Here is an 18,384-nt window from a genome sequence, read left to right as displayed (position 1 = left end):
CTTCAATGTGTGTAGGGCCGCGTCAACGCGCATTCCGGGTTCAGCCGCACGCCGAATCCCGGCGTCTCCGGCACCTTCATGCGGCCGTTGACCGGCACGGGCTCGTCGAGCAGCAAGGGCGTGAACATCGGTACGACCTGGTCGGCCTTGGGCGCCATCATCAGAAATTCCGCGAACGGTGAATTGTGGCGCGTCACGACGAAGTGATAGCTGTACACCGACGATCCGTGCGGCACGACGAGCACGTTGTGCGCGTCCGCGAGCGCCGAAATCTTGATGAGCTCCGTGATGCCGCCGCACCAGCCGACATCCGGCTGCACGAGATCCGCGCAGCCCATCTCGAACAGCATGCGAAAGCCCCAGCGCGTCGCTTCGTGCTCGCCGGTCGTGACCATCATGCCGCCGGGCACGGAACGGCGCAGTTCGGCATAGCCCCAGTAGTCGTCGGGAGGCAGCGCTTCCTCGATCCACTTCAGGCCGTGCTCGCGCGCCGCGTTCGCGAGGCGCTTCGCGTAGTTCAGGTCGAGGCTCATCCAGCAGTCGAACATCAGCCAGAAATCGTCGCCCACTTTCGCGCGCATGTCGGCGAGCTTGGCGATATTTTTCGCGAGCCCTTCCTCGCCTTCCGCCGGGCCGTGCTGCAAAGGCATCTTGCCGCCGATGAAGCCCATCTCCTTCGCGAGATCCGGACGCGCGCCGGTCGCGTAGAACTGAAGCTCGTCGCGCACCGGCCCGCCGAGCAGATGGAACACCGGCTCCTTGCGCACCTTCGCGAGCAAGTCCCACAGCGCGAGATCGACGCCCGAAATCGCGTTCAGCACGATGCCCTTGCGGCCGTAGTAGAGCGTCGCGTTGTACATCTGATCCCACATCTTTTCGATATCGGTCACGCGCTGCCCTTCGAGGAAGCGCGCCAGATGCTTCTCGACGATGAACGCGCCGATCTCGCCGCCGGTCGTCACCGCGAAACCGACAGTGCCGTCGCTCGCCTCGATCTCGACGACGAGCGAGCCGAGCACGTTCAGCCCGAACGACTGGCGGCTCGCGCGGTATTCGGGATAGCGCGCCATCGGCGTCGCGATGTGGTCGTCGATCCAGTGATCGGCGCCTTGGTCGTGATAGTCGGCGCCGCCGCCGCGAACGGTGAAGGCGCGCACTTGCTTGATGGTCGGCATGGACATGTCGTTGACTCCTTCTTCTGCTCAGGATGCGCCGGCGGTTTCGCCGCGCGTAATCGGATGACGTTCGGGCACACGCAGCAGCGCGAGGATGACGAGCGCCGCGAGCACGCTCGCCCCCGCCAGCACCATGAGCCCCGCGCTCGTCGAATGAAACGCGGTTTCGGCGGCGGTGCGGGCCATCGGCGCGAAGAACCCGCCGAGTCCGCCCAGCGAATTGATGAGCGCGATGCCCGCCGCGGCGGCCGCGCCGGTGAGATAACGCGTCGGGAAAGTCCAGAAGAGCGGCTGTGCGGCGATGAAGCCGCTCGCGGCACAGCACAGCGCGATGAGCGAGACGGCCGGCGAGAGCGCGATGCCCGAGACCGCGATCGCGACGCCCGACATCACGAGCAGCGCCACCGCGCACACGCGATGCCTGCCGGTGCGATCGGCGTAACGCGGCACGATCCACGTGACGATCACGGCGGCGACCCACGGCAGCGCCGTCACGAGCCCGACGCGAAAGCCGACCTTCGTGCCGAGCAACGCCGACACCTGTTGCGGCAGATAGAAGACGACGCCGTACACCGCCGCCTGAATCAGGAAGTAGACGCAGCACAGCACGAGCACGCGCGGATCGACGAGCGACGCGAGCACACTGCGCGGACCGTGCGACGAAGCGACGCGCGCATCGTCGTCGAGGCGGGCGACGAGCAGCGTGCGCTGTTCCTGCGTGAGCCATCGGGCTTTCGCGGGATCGTCGTCGAGATACCAGAATGCCCATGCGCCGACGATCGACGCGAGCAGCCCTTCGACCAGAAAGAGCCATTGCCAGCCGTTGAGACCGAATGCGCCGTGCAGGTCGAGCAGCAGCCCGGACAGCGGCGCGCCGAAGATGAACGCGAGCGGCGCGCCGAAGTAGAACACGCCGAGCGCACGCGCGCGCGACGATTGCGGAAACCACCGCGTCAGGTAATAGACGATGCCTGGAAAGAAGCCCGCCTCCGCCACGCCAAGCAAAAAGCGCAGGGTGTAGAACGTCGCGGGGCTATGCGCGAAGGCCATCGCCGCGGAGACGAGACCCCATGTCACCATGATGCGGCACATCCACAGCTTCGCCCCGACGCGATGCAACAGCAGATTGCTCGGCACCTCGAAGATCGCATAGCCGACGAAAAACACGCCCGCGCCGAAGGCGAACGCGGCGTTGGTCAGTCCGGTGTCCTGCTGCAGCGCCCTCTGCGCGAATCCGATATTCGCGCGATCCAGAAACGCGAGCACGTACATCAGCAGCAGAAACGGAAGAAGCCGGCGCATCACACGCGACGTGACAGCGCCTTCCGACTGTGCGGAATGGTTCATGTGACTCTCCCGATGGCGCGATCAGTACGTCGCGCGTCCGCCCGACAGATCGAATACCGCGCCGGTGCTGAACGCGCAGTCTTCCGACGAGAGCCAGAGGATCAGCGACGCGGCTTCCTCCGGCATCAGGAAGCGGTTCATCGGGATCTTGGAGAGCATGTAGTCGATGTGCTGCTGCGACATCGAATCGAAGATTTCGGTTTTGGCGGCGGCCGGCGTGACGGCGTTCACGAGAATGTTCTTGCCCGCCAGTTCCTTGCCGAGCGATTTGGTCAGCCCGATCAAACCCGCCTTCGACGCGCTGTAGTGCGACGCGTTCGGATTGCCTTCCTTGCCCGCGATCGACGCGATATTGACGATGCGCCCGTAACCCGCCTTCAGCATGTGCGGCACGACGGCGCGGCACGTCAGATACGGCCCGACCAGATTGACGTCGATCACGCGGCGCCAGACGTCGGGGGCCAGTTCCCAGGTCGCGCCGTTGCCGCCGGTGATGCCCGCGTTGTTGACGAGGACGTCGACCCTGCCGTGCGCGGCGAGGGACTTCTTCACGGCGGCGTCGACGGACGACTCCTCGGTCAGCTCGACGACCGCGTCGCTGACCTTGCGCTCCTTGTACTTCGCCGCGAGCTCGGCGCTCGTGCGCGCGAGCCGCTCGCCGTCGACATCCCAGAGCGACACATCGGCGCCGGATTCCAGCGCGCGCTGCGCCACCGCGAGGCCGATGCCGCGCGCGCCGCCCGTAATGATCACGACGCGATTCGCAAGGTCGATACGGTTCATGGATTCGTCTCCTTTCGTTGTTCGTGGCGTTGGGTTGTCATGCCGTGAGAGGCACTATAGTCCCGCGCCAATAGCGCAACAATTCGAAAGGGCGATCGTTCGATAGCAAAAGCGGATCGACTGGGCCGGTCGAACGGCCGAGCGTTAAGATTTCTCGATAAAATCTGTCGAATCGTGCGTGAAGTTATGATTTCTCGATAACCGTTATGAAATCTCGATGACGGCGATCGGTTATGCCCGTCTCATCGGGAGCCAGATTCTTTTTCCGAACAGCGTGGCCTTCGACGATACGCCTGTCGGTCATCTGGAGTTCGCGCTTCGCCACGAAGGCGTCAATCTCGAAGTCATCGACGCCGCATTCGAGCATATCGAGCCGGAGGAACTCATCGCCCGCTTGCGCGCGACGCCGACCGGCGAGCGGATCCGTCGTGCCTGTTTTTTGTGGGAATGGCTGACCGGCAAGGAACTCGATGCCGGCGCGACCGTTCGCGGCGGCTATGTCGATCTCTTTCCGGCGGATGTCTATCTTCGACGGCAACGGCCGCCTGCACCGATTTCTCATTCAGCATGTGCTCGCGCGCTCCGGGATGCTCGGCGCGGATACGGTCATTCCGGTGTCGGCGGTGATGGAGCGCAATCTTCCGGCGTATCACGCCGTGCTGACGGCGTTTTCGCGTCCGGTGACGCGTTTATGGAATTTACCGTCGCGTCGATATGGAGCCGCTCGTGCTGAGCGCGCCTTCGAGCCGCGCCTACCGGTTCTTCAATGCGGATCGCGAAGTGGCCTTTCTGCACGCGATGGTGAAGGAGGCCGTGCGCGAGGAAATTCCGCGGGAGATCGCCTGGTTACAGGGCTACGACGCCGCGTTCGCACAATTGAACGATGAATTCGATCTGCCGCGAAAGGATCGTTCGGCGCTGATCCGCATGGTTCAGTCGAACAAAGGCGTGTCGTCGGTGCATCGCAGAAAGCAATATCAGCACGTTCATCGCGCGGTGCTCGATCGCATCGAGGAGGAGGCACGCGAAGCGTTCGCAAACCACACGACGACGTCGGGAAATTAGGTTTTCTCGATGAGACGGCGCGAATCGCGTCGAAAATCAAGATTTCTCGATGGAAATTAAGGAATTTCGAGTCGCGAGCGGGTATCTGGCCAGCACTGCGCTTGTTTCACCGAAGCGGCCGTCTTGAGTGACCACCGAACTCCGAAAATGTCGGTCCGCGAAAAGAGCGAACGCAAAAAGCCCTGCTACGCCTATCGGGCAGATAAGAAAAGCAGCGACGAGCACGGCGACCTCCATTCGATGAAGCATCGCAGTGCATCGTGCATAAAACCGCTAATTGTCGTGAAAATTCACAATACTCCGTTCAACAATCGCGAACGCTTTTTTGAGTCGATCTGACGCGACGGTCCGTCCGTCGTTCAGGCACGAGCGTTGCTATTGGCTTCGGCCGTCAATCAAGACGTCCATTCAACTCAAAAAGCATGTTTACTCCGAAAGCCTGCACCGCAACCTGCGTTCTCGACGGATTGCCCGTCACATTGACCTATTTCCCCGACACCACCCTGCTTCGTATAACCGACGCCAACGGTCATTGCGTACGCGAAACGCGCTGGCCTGCACCGTGGCGCACCTTGCTCGCGACCTTGCGTGAATTCAGCGGACGCGACGCCGAGAGCCAGCTTTCGACCTTGCTCGACGAAATCCCTGCTGCATCCAGGCCGGCGCGCGAACGCGTATCGGCGCTGGCGTGAGGAAGCGGTCTTTCGAAATCGGGAACGACGCTTCGACGAGTGCGTGCCAGCGAACGGCAACGCGGGCACTTCGTCAATAAGATCAGCGCGTTGCGTGTGTTCTGACGAAGCATTTTGAGTGCGCGCACCCGCGCCATTTACAATATCGGATCGACTGCGCACACGCTGCCCGGCCCGCGCCGAACACGCTTCGCAGTCTCACTCTCACGCATCCGACTGGCTGTATGGTCACTGAAACGTCTTCCTCGGAATCCCTCGCCGTCGCGGAACGCGTGCGCGAGCTCATGGGCCGCCATGGCATCGGAAAGCGGCAGCAAACCGCCGAGTTGTGCCGCATTCTCGACCTGAGTTTCTCGCAGGGCCATCGCAAGCTGCGCGGCAACAGTCCGTGGACGCTCGCGCAGATTCGCCGCGTCGCCGACGCCTTCGACGAACCCGCGCTCAAGCTCTTCGATTCGATCAACACGCGCCCCGACGAAACCGAAGGCACCGCGCACGACGCCGTGCTCAAGCTCGGTTCGGTGGAAATTCCCTGCATGGCGTGGGTCGGCAACGCGCTCGACGCGGGCAGCCGTCCGGATTTCATCGCGCAGAAGCTCAACAATCGCTGGATCGTCACGAAGCATGAAGGCGTGCTGCTGCACGAGGCCAGCGACGTCCACAAGATCGAGATCCAGCCGCGCCGCCCCGACATCGACAAGCCGGTCATCGCCGTGGTCGACGACGACCACGCTTCCGCCGACAACCTGCACGACTATCTCGAAGCCACCGGCTTCACGGCGATGGCGTTCTATGGCCTCGACGCGTTCCTGGAATCGCTGCAGATGCAGGTGTTCGACGCCGTCGTGATCGACTGGCTGTTCGGCATGCATACGTCGGCGGACGCGATCCGCGCGGTGCGCGAGTCGGACAATCCGGACGCGCCGGTTTTCGTGCTCACGGGCGAATTGACCACGGGCAAGGCCAGTGAATCGGAAATCAGCCAGGTGATCCGCGACTACAACGTCACCTGTTTCGAGAAGCCCGCGCGCCTGGGCATCCTCGTCGCCGATCTTTCGAAGCGGCTGATGCGCAGCTAGCCGCGAGCCCTACGCCACGCGCCGGCGCACCGACACCGCGCGGTGCACGGCGCCCTTCAGCACTTCGTATCGCACCGGCTTCAGCAGATAGTCGAAGAACAGCACCGCCGCGCTCGGATCGACCAGTTCGGGCGCATACGCGCTCACCGCGATGATCGGCACGCTCGCGCCCGGCGCGCTGCGCGCGCGATATTCATTTGCGAACGAGTAGCCGTCCTTGCCCGGCATGTGCAGGTCGGCGAGGATCACGTCGGCGTCGTTCACGCGCAGCCACGCGAGCGCGCTGTCGACGTCCGGCACGGCGACGGCGTAATAGCCGAGATGGGTGAGCATCTCGATCAGCGAATCGCGGATCGACTCGTGGTCGTCGATCACGAGTACGCGCGACTTGCGCAACCCCGGCGCGTCACCTTCCTGTTCGCGCTCGGGCGCCTGATCCGCGGATACCGCGGGCAAGCTCACGCGAAACGCGGCGCCCTGTCCCACTTCGCTCGATACCTCGATCTTCCCGCCGAGCAGATCGACGAGCCCGCGCACGACCGCGAGGCCCATCCCGGCGCCGTCGAAACGCCGCGTGCTCGATGAATCGAGTTGCGTGAATTCCTGGAAGATGAGCGGCAACTGCTCACGCGCAATGCCCGGCCCCGTATCGACCACGGAAATATCGAGGCTCTTTTCCGTACGCGCGAAATGCACGTCGATGGAACCGGCTTCGGTGTACTTGATCGCGTTGGTCACGAGATTCGTCACGATCTGCCGCACCCGATGCGGGTCGGATTCGATCGGCCCGCGCTCGCCCACATAGTCGCCGCGCAAGGCCAGCGCCTTCGCGCTCGCGGCGGGCGTGTTCGCATCGACGATGGATTCGAGCAGTTCCACCGGATCGAACACGGCCATCCGAAGTTCGAGCTTGCCCGCGCCGAGCCGCGCGTAATCGGTCAGATCGCGCATCTGCGCTTCGAGATGGCGCGCGCCCGCTTCCAGACGTTGCATGATCTTGCGGTCTGCATCGCCGCGCGCGTTCAGTCCGAGCAACTCGACCGACGAGACGATCGCGTGCAACGGCGTGCGCAACTCGTGGCTGATCATGCCGAGAAAGGTGTCCTTCGCGACGCCGGCCTCGCGCGCCGCGCGCGTCGCCTGATACTCCGCCGCGAGCGCCGCGCGCTGCTGCTCGATCAGCCGTGTGCGCCGGTAGCCGTTGAGCAGCAGCAAGATCGTCGCCGCCGCGGACAGCAGCCCGAGCAGAATGCCGCCGTAGATCAGGTAGCGGCGCTTCGCCTCGACGTCGCGCACGATCGCCTCGCGCTCGGCGACATCCATGAGCCGCCGCCCTCCGGCCAGTTCCGCGACGACCGCCGCGTTCTGGCGCAACACGCCGATCACGCGCAAGGTGTGCTGATGTTCGACCTCGAGCCCTTCCACGTTTCCCTGGATGGAATCGAGCGCCGTCTGCAATTGACGCAAAATTTCGCGCTGCCGATTGAGCAACGCCTCGCGCCCCTCCGAGACCGCCGCCGACTCCGATACCTGCGCAAGCCGCGCGCGCAGCAGCCGATAGCTCGTGCGCACGGCGTCCGCGTCCTCGTCGATGCCGTTGCGGTACAGCAGCACCTGATTTTCGAAGCGCTCATAGGCCACCTGAAGCTGCGCGGCGTCCCAGTAGACGTCGTAGGGCACGACGAGCCTGTGCGTCTCGCGCGCGAGCAGCCCCGAGTACAACATGTAGCCGACCGCGCCGATGGGCGGCGCGACCGCGAGCGCGATCAACGCCGCATACCAGAGACGGCGAAGCCACGGTCGCGCGGCGTACGCGCGCAGGGACGGTTCGGTGCTGATGACGGCCATCCGCTACTGCAACGCTTCGATTGCCCGGGCCGCGCGTTCGGATGCGACCACGATCAGCTTCATCGTCGCCCGGGTCGCGCCGACGAAAATCTTGCGCGCGGCCTGTTCGTCGAGCGCTTCGAAATCGACTTCCGTGAGGATCACGCACGGCGCCGACTGCCCCTTGAAGCGATAGATCGATTCGAGCAGCACATCGCCCTCGCGATACTCCGGGTTGCCGAAGAGATCGTACGTTCCGGTGAAGGCGCGCAGCCGGTGAGGGCCGAGTTGATCGACGGCGGTGAGCGCCGAACCTTCGCGGCCCCGGAACGACAGCACCGCGATGTCCTGCTTGCGGAATCCGAGCGACAGCGCGTGCGTGATGGCGCGCTTGGTCGCCTCGATGATCTCCTCGGGATGCCCGTCCTCGTAGGTCGACACGCTCACGTCCGAGCCGTCGAAGGGACTGCCCGCGTCGAGCCGCACGTCCGGCCCGACGATCTTGCGGATGAAGCCCAGCAGATCGCGCGGGCTGCGATAGTTGGTCGTTTCGCGCAGGATCGTCCAGCCCGGCAGCGGCACCGGCTCGCGCAGATAGAGGTTCTGCATCGGATCTTCGAGCCACCACCACGCGCCGTCCGGATTCAGCAGGCGTTCGAGCGCATCGACCCACGCCGCCTGGAAGTCCTGACCCTCGTCGACGATCAGCACATCCGTCTTCCAGTGCTCGGGCACGGGCACGGCGGCAAAGCGCTCTTCGAGCGTCGCGAAGACATCGGGCTGACTGAAGTCGGGCGGACTGCCCGCATCGCGCGCGACGGCCGCGCTCAATTGGTGGTAGTTCGCGATCTTCGCCTCTTTCGGCGCGATCGAACGGATATGGTCGGCGAGCGGCCGGTTGAAGCACACGTAGAGCACGCTCTTGCCCCGCGCCAGCGCGTCGCGCATCACGCGCACCGCGAGTTGCGTCTTGCCCGCGCCTGCGGTCGCAATCACGCGCAGGCGAAACGGTTCGAATTCGAGCCGGCGCGCCCACGTTGCAAGCCCGCCCGACAGGCGCGTGACGAGCGTGTTCGCCGCGCCGACGAGCGCATTGGTATCGGGCGTGAGCGAGAGCTCGTCGGCGAGAAAATGATGAATGCGCGCCGCCGATTCGAAGCGCGGCTCGTCGGGCGGCAGAATGTCCAGCACGACGCGCGCGAGCCGGGACTTGCGGCTCGCATCGACGATGCGCGCGGGCGAAACACCCGCGATCGCCGCGTTCTTCACCGTGTAATCGGGGCAATACAGCAGTTCCTCGATCCGGTAGGTGCCCGCGCCGAATGCCGCCGTGAATCGCCGATGCAGATTCTCCAGCGTGCGCGCGAGCTGGATGGCGACGTTGCGCTCCTTCTGCAGATAGACCTTCACGAGACCCTGTCCGGTCTCGCGCAGGAAACCCGCCTTCTGCTCGATCATCAGCACGCGCCCCGACGGCGCGACCACGACGAAATCCGCTTCGCCGAACACCGAAAAGCCTTCGTTGACGCGCGTCCAGTGCACGCCGTGATAGACCGTGTAGTCGTCGGGCAGCGTCTCGAGGAGCGCGAGCGTTTCGAGTTCGCGCGCCGCCGCGCCGGTCGCTTCGAGATTCTTCCAGTCGTCGGGAACGATTCGGGCCATGCGTCGCCTTTGGCTGAGTGGTTGCGTGCGAGTCATTGTACGCAACGCGCCTCGCGTGCCGGCAGTCGGCCGAATGGCTAGCTCGCGTAGTCGTATCGCCCGCCGCGCTCGAGCGCGCGCTGGTAGGCCGGACGCGCGTGGATTCGTTCGAGAAACGCGCGGATATGCGGCATCGACTTCGCGCCGGCGCGAGCGCTGGCGGTTTCGAGCGGAAAGCTCATCTGGATGTCGGCGGCGCTGAACGCATCGCCCGCGAACCACGGCGACTTCGCGAGTTCCGCGTCGATATAGCCGAAGTGCAGCCGCAATTGCGGATCGATGAAACTGTTTTGCATCGTCTGCGCGATGCGCCGCGCGATCGGCTTCGCGAAGAACGGCATCTTCGCGCTCTCCAGCCGCCGCGCGACAAGCTTGAGCAAGAGCGGCGGCATCGCGGAGCCTTCCGCATAGTGCATCCAGTAGTTATAGCGCACGCGTTCGGGCGACGCGCCGGGCGGCGGCGCGAAACGTCCGTCGCCGTATCGGTCGACGAGATATTCGATGATCGCGCCCGACTCGGCGAGCGTGAGACCGTCGTCGGTGACGACCGGCGATTTGCCGAGCGGATGCACCGCCCGCAACTCGGGCGGCGCGAGCATGGTGCGCGGGTCGCGCTGATAACGCCTGAGCTCGTATTCGACGCCGAGCTCTTCCAGCATCCAGAGCACGCGCTGCGAGCGGGAATTGTTGAGGTGATGGACGGTCAGCATGCTTCGGCTCTTGTTCATGTTCGGCGATGCCACCCGCGGTACGCCCCTTGCATCTGGTGAACTTATGCGTGCCCGGGCGTCGAAGGGATAAGGCCCTTTCAGAAGGGCCACGCAACGATTTCTAGCACACAACGAAAAAGGAGAAGTCGATGACGTTGATCATTTACCTCGTAGGATGGCTGATTCTGATCGGCGGCGTGTCGTGGGCGCTCGTCGCGATGCACGTCGCGCAGCACACGATCATGATCGTCGCAGTCATCATGCTCGGCATTGCCGTCATTACGGGGGCCACACGGGCGCGCAACCGCGACCGGTCATAGCGTCCCGGGCCGCCGTTCGCCGGCGGCCCGAAATATCGACATCTCGCGTCAGTCAGATCACCACACGTGCGCCGGCCGCGTCCTGAATGAGCGTCACGAGTTCGTCGGGGTGCACGGGCTTCGTCATGAAATGCTGGAAACCCTCGCCGATGCTGCGTAATCGGTACTCGTCGCCGCCATGCCCTGTCAGCGCGATCGCGACCGAAGGCGGCAGATTGCCGCGTATTTCGTGATCCCGCAAACGCTGGATGAGATAGAAACCGTCCATCTCGGGTAGGTCGAGGTCACAGATCACCGCATCGGGAAGATGCTCGATCGCCGCTTGCGCGCCGTCTTCGGCGTCGGCTACGGCGACCACTTCGGCACCTTCTTCCTCCAGCAACATCTGCAGCGATGCTCTGCTCTCGGGATCGTCTTCGATGAGCACGATCCGCATATGCCCCAGTCTTGCCACTTCGTTCATGATGTTCTTTTCTGCTGCCAAAAACGGAATTCTCGCGTCGGTCTCCAACTGTCGCCGCCGCGCACGCTGTCGCGTGCATTGACTGACACGAAAACGCGGCGGGAATTCCGAACGCACCGTTATTTATGCCGCGTGTGCGCCGGTGCGGAACGCCTCGCGGTTTTTAGCCGCTCCGATGCAAATTTTGCCCGGTCGCGGCGTGCTCATAGGAGCAAAAACCGGACCGACTTGCACCATGTACGGGAATGCCGCATTGCGCAGGCGTGACGGCCGATGCACGCCTCGAGAAGTCACGATGCGCCCGCACGACCGTGTAATTCCGGCACCAGCCGTGCCCCGATTTCCCGTCAGACGTTTGCTTCCCGGCTGGAATCGGGGCGCGACACGCCCGCGGCGCCCGCCTGGAGCAGCGCCCGATATTCGCTCGGGGTAATGCCCACGGTCGCCTTGAACTGGCGCGTGAAGGCGCTGTGATCGGTATAGCCGCAGAGCGCAGCGACATCGGTGACTTTCTCGCGCGACACGAGCAGCGCGGTGGCCGCGTCCAGCCGCGTTTTCAACAGCACCTGGCGCGGCGTCAGATGAAAGACCTTGTGGAAGTACCGCTCCAGTTGGGCGATCGACATGTTCGCCATCTGCGCGAGCTGCCGCATGTTGAGCGGCTGAACATAGTTTTCCTGGATGTGCTGCACGACCGCCGCAAGCCGGCTGTACGCCGGATGCGTGCCTTCGGCCGCTTGCAGATCGCGCGAAATGCCCGCCAGTCCGACGATATTTCCCTGCGTATCGTGCAGCGGCTGCTTGCAGGTCATGCACCAGCCCGGCTCGCGTCCGGGATACAGATGCAGTTCGAGCTGATCGATCAGTTGATGGCCCTGCGCGATGATCGCCTGATCCTGCGCCGTGTAGATGCGCCCGAAGCGGCGCGGGAACACATCCTCCGCGGTCTTGCCGAGGAGCGCCGATTTGTCGTCCTTGTGGCCGCAGCGGCGCGCGAGCGTGCGATTGACCATCGCGTAGCGCGCGTCGCGATCCTTGACGAAGAACACGATGTCGGGCATTGCGTCGAATACCGGCGCAAGCAGCGCGAAATGCGCGAGCATGTCGGAGAGCGTCGATGCCGGAGGGGGTGCGATGGGCGCCGTGTGCGTCATGCGGATGAGATTGTTTTGCGCTCGAATGAATCAGGCGACCGATTATAGGAGCGCGCGCACGCGGACAAAATTGGCACTGGCCCCACTATGAAGCGGGCGTTTCCGTGCGCCGACCCGCTTCGATCAACGTGTCGATGCGCACGGGCGCCATCGGCGGGCGCCCCGCCGCGCGCGGCCACCCGAAGTAGACCGATGCCGCCTCGCCGCAGACGCGCCCCTGGCACGGCCCCATGCCGCAACGCGTGTGAAGCTTGGCGTCGCGCCAGTCCGCATGCGCGGCGACATCGCCGATCGACACATCTTCGCAGCGGCACAGCAAGGTGTCCGGCGATGGCATCGCGCGCGCGTCGACGCCGAGTTCGAACGCACGCGCCACCCGCCGCGCGAACGCACGCCAGCGATCGCGCTCACGCACGAGCCGCGCATCGATGACGACGCCGAGCGCCGCGTGCGCCGCGATCGCGCCCTCGACGCTCGCGAGCTCCATCCCGCCGATTCCCGTGCATTCGCCCGCCGCGAAGACAGCTTCCTGCGAAGTTCGCTGCGCGTCGTCGACGCGGATCGCGCCGTCGCGCTCGTCGATCCGGCAACCGAGTGCGAGCGCGAGCGTCGTGTTCGGCACGAGACCATAGCCGCAGGCGATGCGATCCACTTCCAGCGTTTCGTCGCGCCCGCGCGTTCGAACCGTGACTGCTTCCACACGCCCCTTCCCATGCGCTTTCACGACGACGCTGTCCGTTCGATAACCCGCGACGCCGAGCCTGACGGCTTGAGCCAGCTTGCCCGGCGTCAACGCCAGCAGTGCGACGAACCGGGCGACGCGCGCGCGCGGCGCCTGTTCGAGCACCGCGACGACCCGGCCCGCGTGACGGCGCGCGGTATCGGCGGCGGCGAGCAAAAGCGGTCCGCTGCCCGCCACGACGATGCGCTCGCCACGCACCGGCATGCCGCCCTTGACGAGCGCCTGCAGGCCGCCCGCGCCCGTCACGCCGGGCAAGGTCCAGCCTTCGAAGGGAAGAAAGCGTTCGCGCGCGCCGGTCGCGAGAATGAGCTTCGAATACGCGAGCACGAGCGGCGCGCCTTCGCGTTCCAGCAACAGCCGTTTGTCGCCTGGCGCTGCCGCGACCTTCGCCGCGCTCATCACGATGAGATTCGCATGCGAGCGCGTTTCATCGAGCCATCGGCGCAGTGGCGCAGCGGGCGCGACGTTCGGCCCTTGCCGCCAGATCTGGCCGCCGGCGCGCGGATTGTCGTCGACGAGCGCGACGCGCGCGCCCGCTCGTGCCGCGATCCGCGCCGCGCTCGTCCCCGCCGGCCCCGCGCCGACGATCGCGATATCGACTCGTTCGACGTTCATCGCATCGTCTCGATCGAGAGGCCGTCGCGGCACAGCGTCTGACAGCCGAGCACATGCGCGCGGCCATCGACCGTCACGCGGCATTCGTGACACACGCCCATGCCGCACAACGCGGCGCGCGGCTCGCCGGTGACGGAGCGCCGCGTGCCGCCGACCCCGCGCATCGCGATGGCGGCCGCGACCGTCGTGAACGCGGGCACGGCAAGCGGCTCGCCGTCGATGATCACGCGCACGCGCTCAGCCATCCGCGTGCTCCTGCGCGAATCGTCGCGGAGAGAAGGCGTTGACATCGGGCATATCGAACGGGATCGGTTCGCCGAGCATCTGCGCGGCGATGAGCTTCGCGGTGCCGAGCGATGTCGTCACGCCGAGCCCTTCGTGACCCGTCGCGAGCCACAGACGGTCGTCCGGAAAACGCGCCCGTCCGATCAGCGGCAAGCCGTCCGGCGTGGCGGCGCGAAAACCGGTCCACGCGCGAATCGCATGAAGCGCGCCGATGCCCGGCAGATAGTGCCTGGCGCGCGCGAGCATCGTGGCGAGCACATTCATGTCGACGGCGGGATCGAGCGTGCCGAATTGGCGCGACGAGCCGATCAGCACCTGCCCCGTCGGACGCGGCTGTGCGTTGAACGCCACCGACGTGCCGCGCGCGTGATGCGCGCTCTTGATGTAGCCGAGCTCCAGCACCTGATGATGGATCGTGCCCGGATAGCGATCGGTGATGAGCAGATGCCCCTTCTTCGCTTCGAGCGGCACGCCCGCGATCAGATCCGCCGCCGCGAGCCCGTTGGCGACGACGACATGAGACGCCGTGCGCCGCGCGCCATCGGCTAGCGTCACGCTCGCGTGCGTGCCGTCGGCATCGACCGCATGCACCGCGCAACCGGTCGATACGCGGATGCGCGCGGAACTCGTCAGCAGCCACTGCGCGGCGGCGGGCGCGTAGACGATCGCATCGTCGTCGATCAGCAGGCCGCCTTGCATCGCGTGGCTCACCGCCGGCTCCGATTCCCGCAGCGCGGCGCGGTCGAGCATGTGCGCGCGCACGCCCGCCGTCGCGAATACATCGCGCATCGCACGGGCGGCATCGAGTTCTTCATCGTCGTCGGCGATCCAGAGCGTGCCGCAACGCGAAAATGCATCGCGCGCGCGCAGTCGCGGGCCGAGCGAGAGCCACAATTCGCGCGAGGCACGCGCCAAAGCGAACTCGGCGGGCGAATCGTTCATCACCACGATGTGGCCCATGCCCGCCGCCGTCGCACCGCCGCCGATGCCGTGCGCGTCCAGCACATCGACCGTCAGACCGCACGCGGCGAGCTCGGCTGCGCACGCCGCCCCGACGATGCCGCCGCCGACCACGATCACATCCGCCTTCATGCGCGCGCGCCGAGCTCGATGCCTTGCATGAACGGATCGCGCTCGTCGAACACGAGGCGACCTTCGCCCATGACGTGCGCGTAGCCGGTGATCGTCGGGATGAGAGTGTCGCCGTCGATCGCGTAGCTGCCCTCGAACACGCTGCCGATGATGCTCTCCTGCCGCCAGACTTCGCCCGGCGCGAGCGCGCCGTCCGCCGCGAGGCACGCGAGCTTGGCGCTGGTTCCGGTGCCGCAGGGCGAGCGATCGTAAGCGCTGCCCGGGCACAGCACGAAATTGCGGCTATCGACGCCCGCGACGGGCGAATCCGCGAACAGCTCGATATGGTCGATGCAAGCGCCGTCCGCCCCGGTGATGCCTTGCGCCTGCAACGCATCGCGGATCGCCTCGGTGAACGCGGTCAGCTCGGCAATGCGCGCGGGCACGAGATCGCGCCCGTGATCCGCGACGAGAAAGAACCAGTTGCCGCCCCACGCGACATCGCCGGTGAGCGTGCCGTGGCCGGGCACGTCGACCGGCACCGCGCGCCGGTGCCGATACGCCGGCACGTTGCGCACGCTCACGCTGCCGTTCGCATGCAGCGTCGCGTCGACCGGACCGACGGGCGTGTCGATCCGATGCCGCCCCGGCGCGATCCGGCCCGCATGCGCGAGCGACGCGACGAGCCCGATCGTGCCGTGCCCGCACATGCCGAGATAGCCGACGTTGTTGAAGAAGATGACGCCCGCCGCGGCTCCTGGCACGTCCGGCTCGCACAGCAGCGCGCCGACCATCACGTCCGAGCCGCGCGGCTCGGTGACGATGGCGCGACGCCAGTGATCGTGGCGCGCGCGAAACGCGTCGAGCCGTTGCGCGAGCGTGCCGCTGCCCAGATCCGGGCCACCCGCGACGACGAGGCGCGTGGGTTCGCCGCCCGTATGCGAGTCGATGATGTCGATGGTTTTCATGCCGCCTATCGTAGAAACGCGGGCGACGAGCGTCTTGACGCGGCTGAATCGATTTGATGACGATATCGGCATAGCCGAAGATCGGCTGGACGGGCGCCCGGCGCAGCGCTTTCACGACGAAAAGGCTATGCCGAAATCGGCGCGCGGTGCGCGCGAAATGCGCAAGACGCACGATTTTTCGGTGCTTACACTGCCTGCCATCCAATCAATTTCGGAGAGCTGCCGTGACGCATATCTGGGAAGGCGTGATGCCCGCCGTGACCACCAAGTTCAACGCCGATTTCAGCATAGACCGTGCGTGGACCGCGAAGAATATCGACGCGCAGATCGAAGCGGGCGTGGATGGCATCATCGTGTGCGGATCGCTCGGCGAAGCATCGACATTGTCGCTCGACGAAAAACTCGAGGTGCTCGACATCGCCGTGGACGCCGCGCGCGGCCGCGTGCCGGTGCTGCTGACCATCGCGGAGAACAGCACGCTCGACGGGTGCCGCCAGGCCGAGCGCGCCGCGCGCCACGGCGCGGCAGGCTATATGGTGCTGCCGGGATTGCGTTATCTGTCGGACCGGCGCGAGACGCTCAATCACTTCCGCATGGTCGCCGACGCGAGCCCGCTGCCGCTGATGGTCTACAACAACCCGCTCGCCTATGGCGTCGATGTCACGCCGAAGATGTTCGCCGAACTCGCCGAAAACGAGAAATTCGCGGCGATCAAGGAATCGAGCGGCGACGTGCGCCGCATCACCGATCTCATCAACGAAACGGGCGACCGCTATGCGCTCTTCTGCGGCGTCGACAATCTCGCGATGGAAGCGATCCTGATGGGCGCGCACGGCTGGGTCGCGGGCCTCGTGTGCGCGTTCCCGCGCGAGACGGTGGCGATCCACAAGCTGATTCGCGCGGGGCGTGTCGAGGAAGCGCGCACGATCTACCGCTGGTTCGCGCCGCTGCTCGCGCTCGACGTGTCGCACAAACTCGTGCAGAACATCAAGCTCGCCGAGGCGATCGTCGGACTGGGCACGGAGCCGGTGCGGCCGCCGCGCCTGCCGCTCGCGGGCGACGAGCGCAAGGAGGTCGAAGCGCTGATTCGCCGCAGCATCGAGACGCGCCCGGCACTGCCGGCAGTCTGAACAACGCGCGGAAATGAAATATGCCGTCGGGTCGACCCGACGGCATTCATTCGTTCGCTGCTATCGACTTCAGGCCGCGATCTGCGCAGGTGCGGGGTCAGTGAGGCCGTCGCCCGAAGCTTCGCCTTCATCGTAGAGATGCAGCAGGCGATAACCGCTCTTGTAGACAGGTTGCAAGCGGAAATTGTTGACCGGCTCGATTTCCAGTGCGAGACGCAGGCGCGAAACATGGCTGTCGATGGTGCGCGTGGTTTCGCGGAACTCGCGGCCCCAGACCATCGCGAAGATATGGTCGCGCGACAGCACGCGGCCGATATTCGAGAAGAAAAGCTGCGCGAGACGGAATTGCGTGCCGCTCAACTGCACCGGCTTGCCGCGCACGGTGACGGTCTGCTGCCGGGCATCGAAACGATACGGCCCGACTTCGAGGCACGCGCTGGTGGCCGCGGGATACGCGCGGCGCAACAGCGCTTCGACGCGCGCGCCGAACTCGCCCGGGCGAATCGGATAAACGACGTAGTCGTCGGCGCCGGCCGTGAGCGCGCAGACTACGTTGTGCTCGGCGCCGTCCGGCGTCGCGAACAGAACCGGCACGCGCTCGCCGAAACTCGAGCGCACGGATTTCAGCAGATCCAGACCGCAAAGGCCCGTGGAATTCCAGTCGAGAATCAGCAGATCGACCGTGGAGCGGGACAGCGCCTTCGATAGCACGAGGCCATCGCCGAAGGTCACGCAGGTGTGGCCGAGTCGCTTGACGACATCGCTGATGAGATTTCGATAACTTGGGTCGGTTTGCAAAACGGCGACGCGCATGGTGTCTTACCTGATGAGTCCAAGGGACATGAGGCGGAAGCCGCATTGCGGGCGCCCGCCGGGCGTCTCGTCGCGGGATGAGACGAGGATATTCAAGCTGCGAATTCTGGGCAGCCGTGCGACCCTTTCCCATCGGACTCATCCGAATTGTCAACGCATGTGACTGCGCACCGGGTCGCCCCAACGGCGTCTGATGCGCGCAACCATCTCGAAAATAGAACGGGTTTTCGCTTTTGCGTCGGCTTTCGTCCTGTAACATGCCCCCTTTGGCTCAAAAGTTCCCGCTGGCGCCGTCTTACCGAGACGTTGCGTAGCACGCTGCGTCGCGACTGTCCGTCGCATCCCGCAGCGCGGATGACGGGCGGCGGCGTCGAATCCGCGCCCGCTGGTTCCTGGCCGGTTCGTTCCCGTTCCACGCCCGGGCCTTCGCTTCGCGTCCACCCG

Annotated in this window: 19 protein-coding genes; 6 read left to right on the top strand and 13 right to left on the bottom strand. The window is 65.4% G+C overall.

Annotated elements, in window-relative coordinates:
* Positions 1 to 2: 2 nt before the first annotated feature.
* Genes rhmD through U4Y90_RS06405 form a run of 3 tightly spaced genes read right to left on the bottom strand, consistent with a single transcriptional unit; the run spans position 3 to position 3,305 of the window.
* A complete protein-coding gene (gene rhmD / locus U4Y90_RS06415) occupies positions 3 to 1,181 on the bottom strand; it encodes an L-rhamnonate dehydratase (RefSeq protein ID WP_321793361.1) in 1,179 nt (392 codons plus the stop codon).
* A 21-nt stretch (positions 1,182 to 1,202) separates the two neighbouring features.
* Positions 1,203 to 2,522 carry an MFS transporter gene (locus tag U4Y90_RS06410; RefSeq protein ID WP_321793359.1) on the bottom strand — a complete coding sequence of 440 codons (1,320 nt, stop codon included), beginning with the start codon at positions 2,520 to 2,522 and terminating at the stop codon, positions 1,203 to 1,205.
* Between the two features lie 21 nt (positions 2,523 to 2,543).
* A complete protein-coding gene (locus U4Y90_RS06405) occupies positions 2,544 to 3,305 on the bottom strand; it encodes an SDR family NAD(P)-dependent oxidoreductase (RefSeq protein ID WP_321793356.1) in 762 nt (253 codons plus the stop codon).
* Positions 3,306 to 3,522: 217 nt separating this feature from the next.
* On the opposite strand from U4Y90_RS06405, the gene U4Y90_RS06400 reads away from it, so the two are divergent.
* From U4Y90_RS06400 to U4Y90_RS06385, 4 genes are all read left to right on the top strand, one after another.
* Complete coding sequence (locus U4Y90_RS06400) at positions 3,523 to 4,038, top strand: hypothetical protein (protein ID WP_321793354.1); 516 nt, start codon at positions 3,523 to 3,525, stop codon at positions 4,036 to 4,038.
* Complete coding sequence (locus tag U4Y90_RS06395; RefSeq protein WP_321793353.1) at positions 4,032 to 4,370, top strand: hypothetical protein; 339 nt, start codon at positions 4,032 to 4,034, stop codon at positions 4,368 to 4,370. The genes U4Y90_RS06400 and U4Y90_RS06395 overlap by 7 nt, the downstream gene beginning before the upstream one ends.
* A 422-nt stretch (positions 4,371 to 4,792) precedes the next feature.
* Positions 4,793 to 5,062 carry a hypothetical protein gene (locus U4Y90_RS06390; RefSeq protein ID WP_321793351.1) on the top strand — a complete coding sequence of 90 codons (270 nt, stop codon included), beginning with the start codon at positions 4,793 to 4,795 and terminating at the stop codon, positions 5,060 to 5,062.
* 224 nt (positions 5,063 to 5,286) lie between these two features.
* Positions 5,287 to 6,141 carry a helix-turn-helix domain-containing protein gene (locus U4Y90_RS06385; RefSeq protein ID WP_321793349.1) on the top strand — a complete coding sequence of 285 codons (855 nt, stop codon included), beginning with the start codon at positions 5,287 to 5,289 and terminating at the stop codon, positions 6,139 to 6,141.
* A 9-nt stretch (positions 6,142 to 6,150) separates the two neighbouring features.
* Here the strand turns inward: U4Y90_RS06385 and U4Y90_RS06380 are convergent, their stop codons facing one another.
* From U4Y90_RS06380 to U4Y90_RS06370, 3 genes are all read right to left on the bottom strand, one after another.
* Entirely contained in the window at positions 6,151 to 7,989 is a 1,839-nt protein-coding gene (locus tag U4Y90_RS06380) for a hybrid sensor histidine kinase/response regulator (protein WP_321793347.1), read from the bottom strand.
* A gap of 3 nt (positions 7,990 to 7,992) precedes the next feature.
* The gene (locus U4Y90_RS06375; RefSeq protein ID WP_321793345.1) at positions 7,993 to 9,630 is read right to left on the bottom strand and encodes an ATP-dependent helicase; all 1,638 of its coding nucleotides are present in this window, start codon (positions 9,628 to 9,630) and stop codon (positions 7,993 to 7,995) included.
* 77 nt (positions 9,631 to 9,707) lie between these two features.
* On the bottom strand, positions 9,708 to 10,379 hold the full coding sequence (locus U4Y90_RS06370) for a glutathione S-transferase (RefSeq protein WP_321793461.1): 672 nt from the start codon (positions 10,377 to 10,379) through the stop codon (positions 9,708 to 9,710).
* A gap of 149 nt (positions 10,380 to 10,528) precedes the next feature.
* On the opposite strand from U4Y90_RS06370, the gene U4Y90_RS06365 reads away from it, so the two are divergent.
* Entirely contained in the window at positions 10,529 to 10,699 is a 171-nt protein-coding gene (locus U4Y90_RS06365) for a hypothetical protein (protein WP_250477356.1), read from the top strand.
* A 52-nt stretch (positions 10,700 to 10,751) separates the two neighbouring features.
* Here the strand turns inward: U4Y90_RS06365 and U4Y90_RS06360 are convergent, their stop codons facing one another.
* The 6 genes from U4Y90_RS06360 to U4Y90_RS06335 all read right to left on the bottom strand — a co-directional run bounded on the left by U4Y90_RS06360 (position 10,752) and on the right by U4Y90_RS06335 (position 16,006).
* Positions 10,752 to 11,162: a response regulator gene (locus U4Y90_RS06360; protein ID WP_321793459.1), complete on the bottom strand. Its 411-nt coding sequence runs from the start codon at positions 11,160 to 11,162 to the stop codon at positions 10,752 to 10,754.
* A 347-nt stretch (positions 11,163 to 11,509) separates the two neighbouring features.
* Positions 11,510 to 12,316, bottom strand: coding sequence for an AraC family transcriptional regulator (locus U4Y90_RS06355; RefSeq protein ID WP_321793340.1), 807 nt, complete (start codon positions 12,314 to 12,316; stop codon positions 11,510 to 11,512).
* An 85-nt stretch (positions 12,317 to 12,401) separates the two neighbouring features.
* Positions 12,402 to 13,673: an FAD/NAD(P)-binding oxidoreductase gene (locus tag U4Y90_RS06350; RefSeq protein WP_321793338.1), complete on the bottom strand. Its 1,272-nt coding sequence runs from the start codon at positions 13,671 to 13,673 to the stop codon at positions 12,402 to 12,404.
* Positions 13,670 to 13,918 (bottom strand): (2Fe-2S)-binding protein, encoded by a 249-nt coding sequence (locus tag U4Y90_RS06345; RefSeq protein ID WP_238216796.1) that lies wholly within the window; start codon positions 13,916 to 13,918, stop codon positions 13,670 to 13,672. The genes U4Y90_RS06350 and U4Y90_RS06345 overlap by 4 nt, the downstream gene beginning before the upstream one ends.
* Complete coding sequence (locus U4Y90_RS06340; RefSeq protein WP_321793334.1) at positions 13,911 to 15,050, bottom strand: NAD(P)/FAD-dependent oxidoreductase; 1,140 nt, start codon at positions 15,048 to 15,050, stop codon at positions 13,911 to 13,913. Before U4Y90_RS06340 ends, U4Y90_RS06345 begins: the two co-directional genes overlap by 8 nt.
* Positions 15,047 to 16,006 (bottom strand): 4-hydroxyproline epimerase, encoded by a 960-nt coding sequence (locus tag U4Y90_RS06335; RefSeq protein ID WP_321793457.1) that lies wholly within the window; start codon positions 16,004 to 16,006, stop codon positions 15,047 to 15,049. Before U4Y90_RS06335 ends, U4Y90_RS06340 begins: the two co-directional genes overlap by 4 nt.
* Positions 16,007 to 16,221: 215 nt before the next feature.
* Here U4Y90_RS06335 and U4Y90_RS06330 point away from each other — a divergent pair, with 215 nt between their 5' ends.
* On the top strand, positions 16,222 to 17,127 hold the full coding sequence (locus tag U4Y90_RS06330; protein WP_321793332.1) for a dihydrodipicolinate synthase family protein: 906 nt from the start codon (positions 16,222 to 16,224) through the stop codon (positions 17,125 to 17,127).
* Between the two features lie 69 nt (positions 17,128 to 17,196).
* Here the strand turns inward: U4Y90_RS06330 and U4Y90_RS06325 are convergent, their stop codons facing one another.
* On the bottom strand, positions 17,197 to 17,940 hold the full coding sequence (locus tag U4Y90_RS06325) for a response regulator transcription factor (RefSeq protein ID WP_321793330.1): 744 nt from the start codon (positions 17,938 to 17,940) through the stop codon (positions 17,197 to 17,199).
* Positions 17,941 to 18,384 lie beyond the last annotated feature (444 nt).

This window comes from Caballeronia sp. J97, from assembly GCF_905220305.1.
GTDB lineage: Bacteria > Pseudomonadota > Gammaproteobacteria > Burkholderiales > Burkholderiaceae > Caballeronia.
Note: the sequence above shows the minus strand (reverse complement) of the source record. Positions and strands in the feature narration are given on the sequence as shown.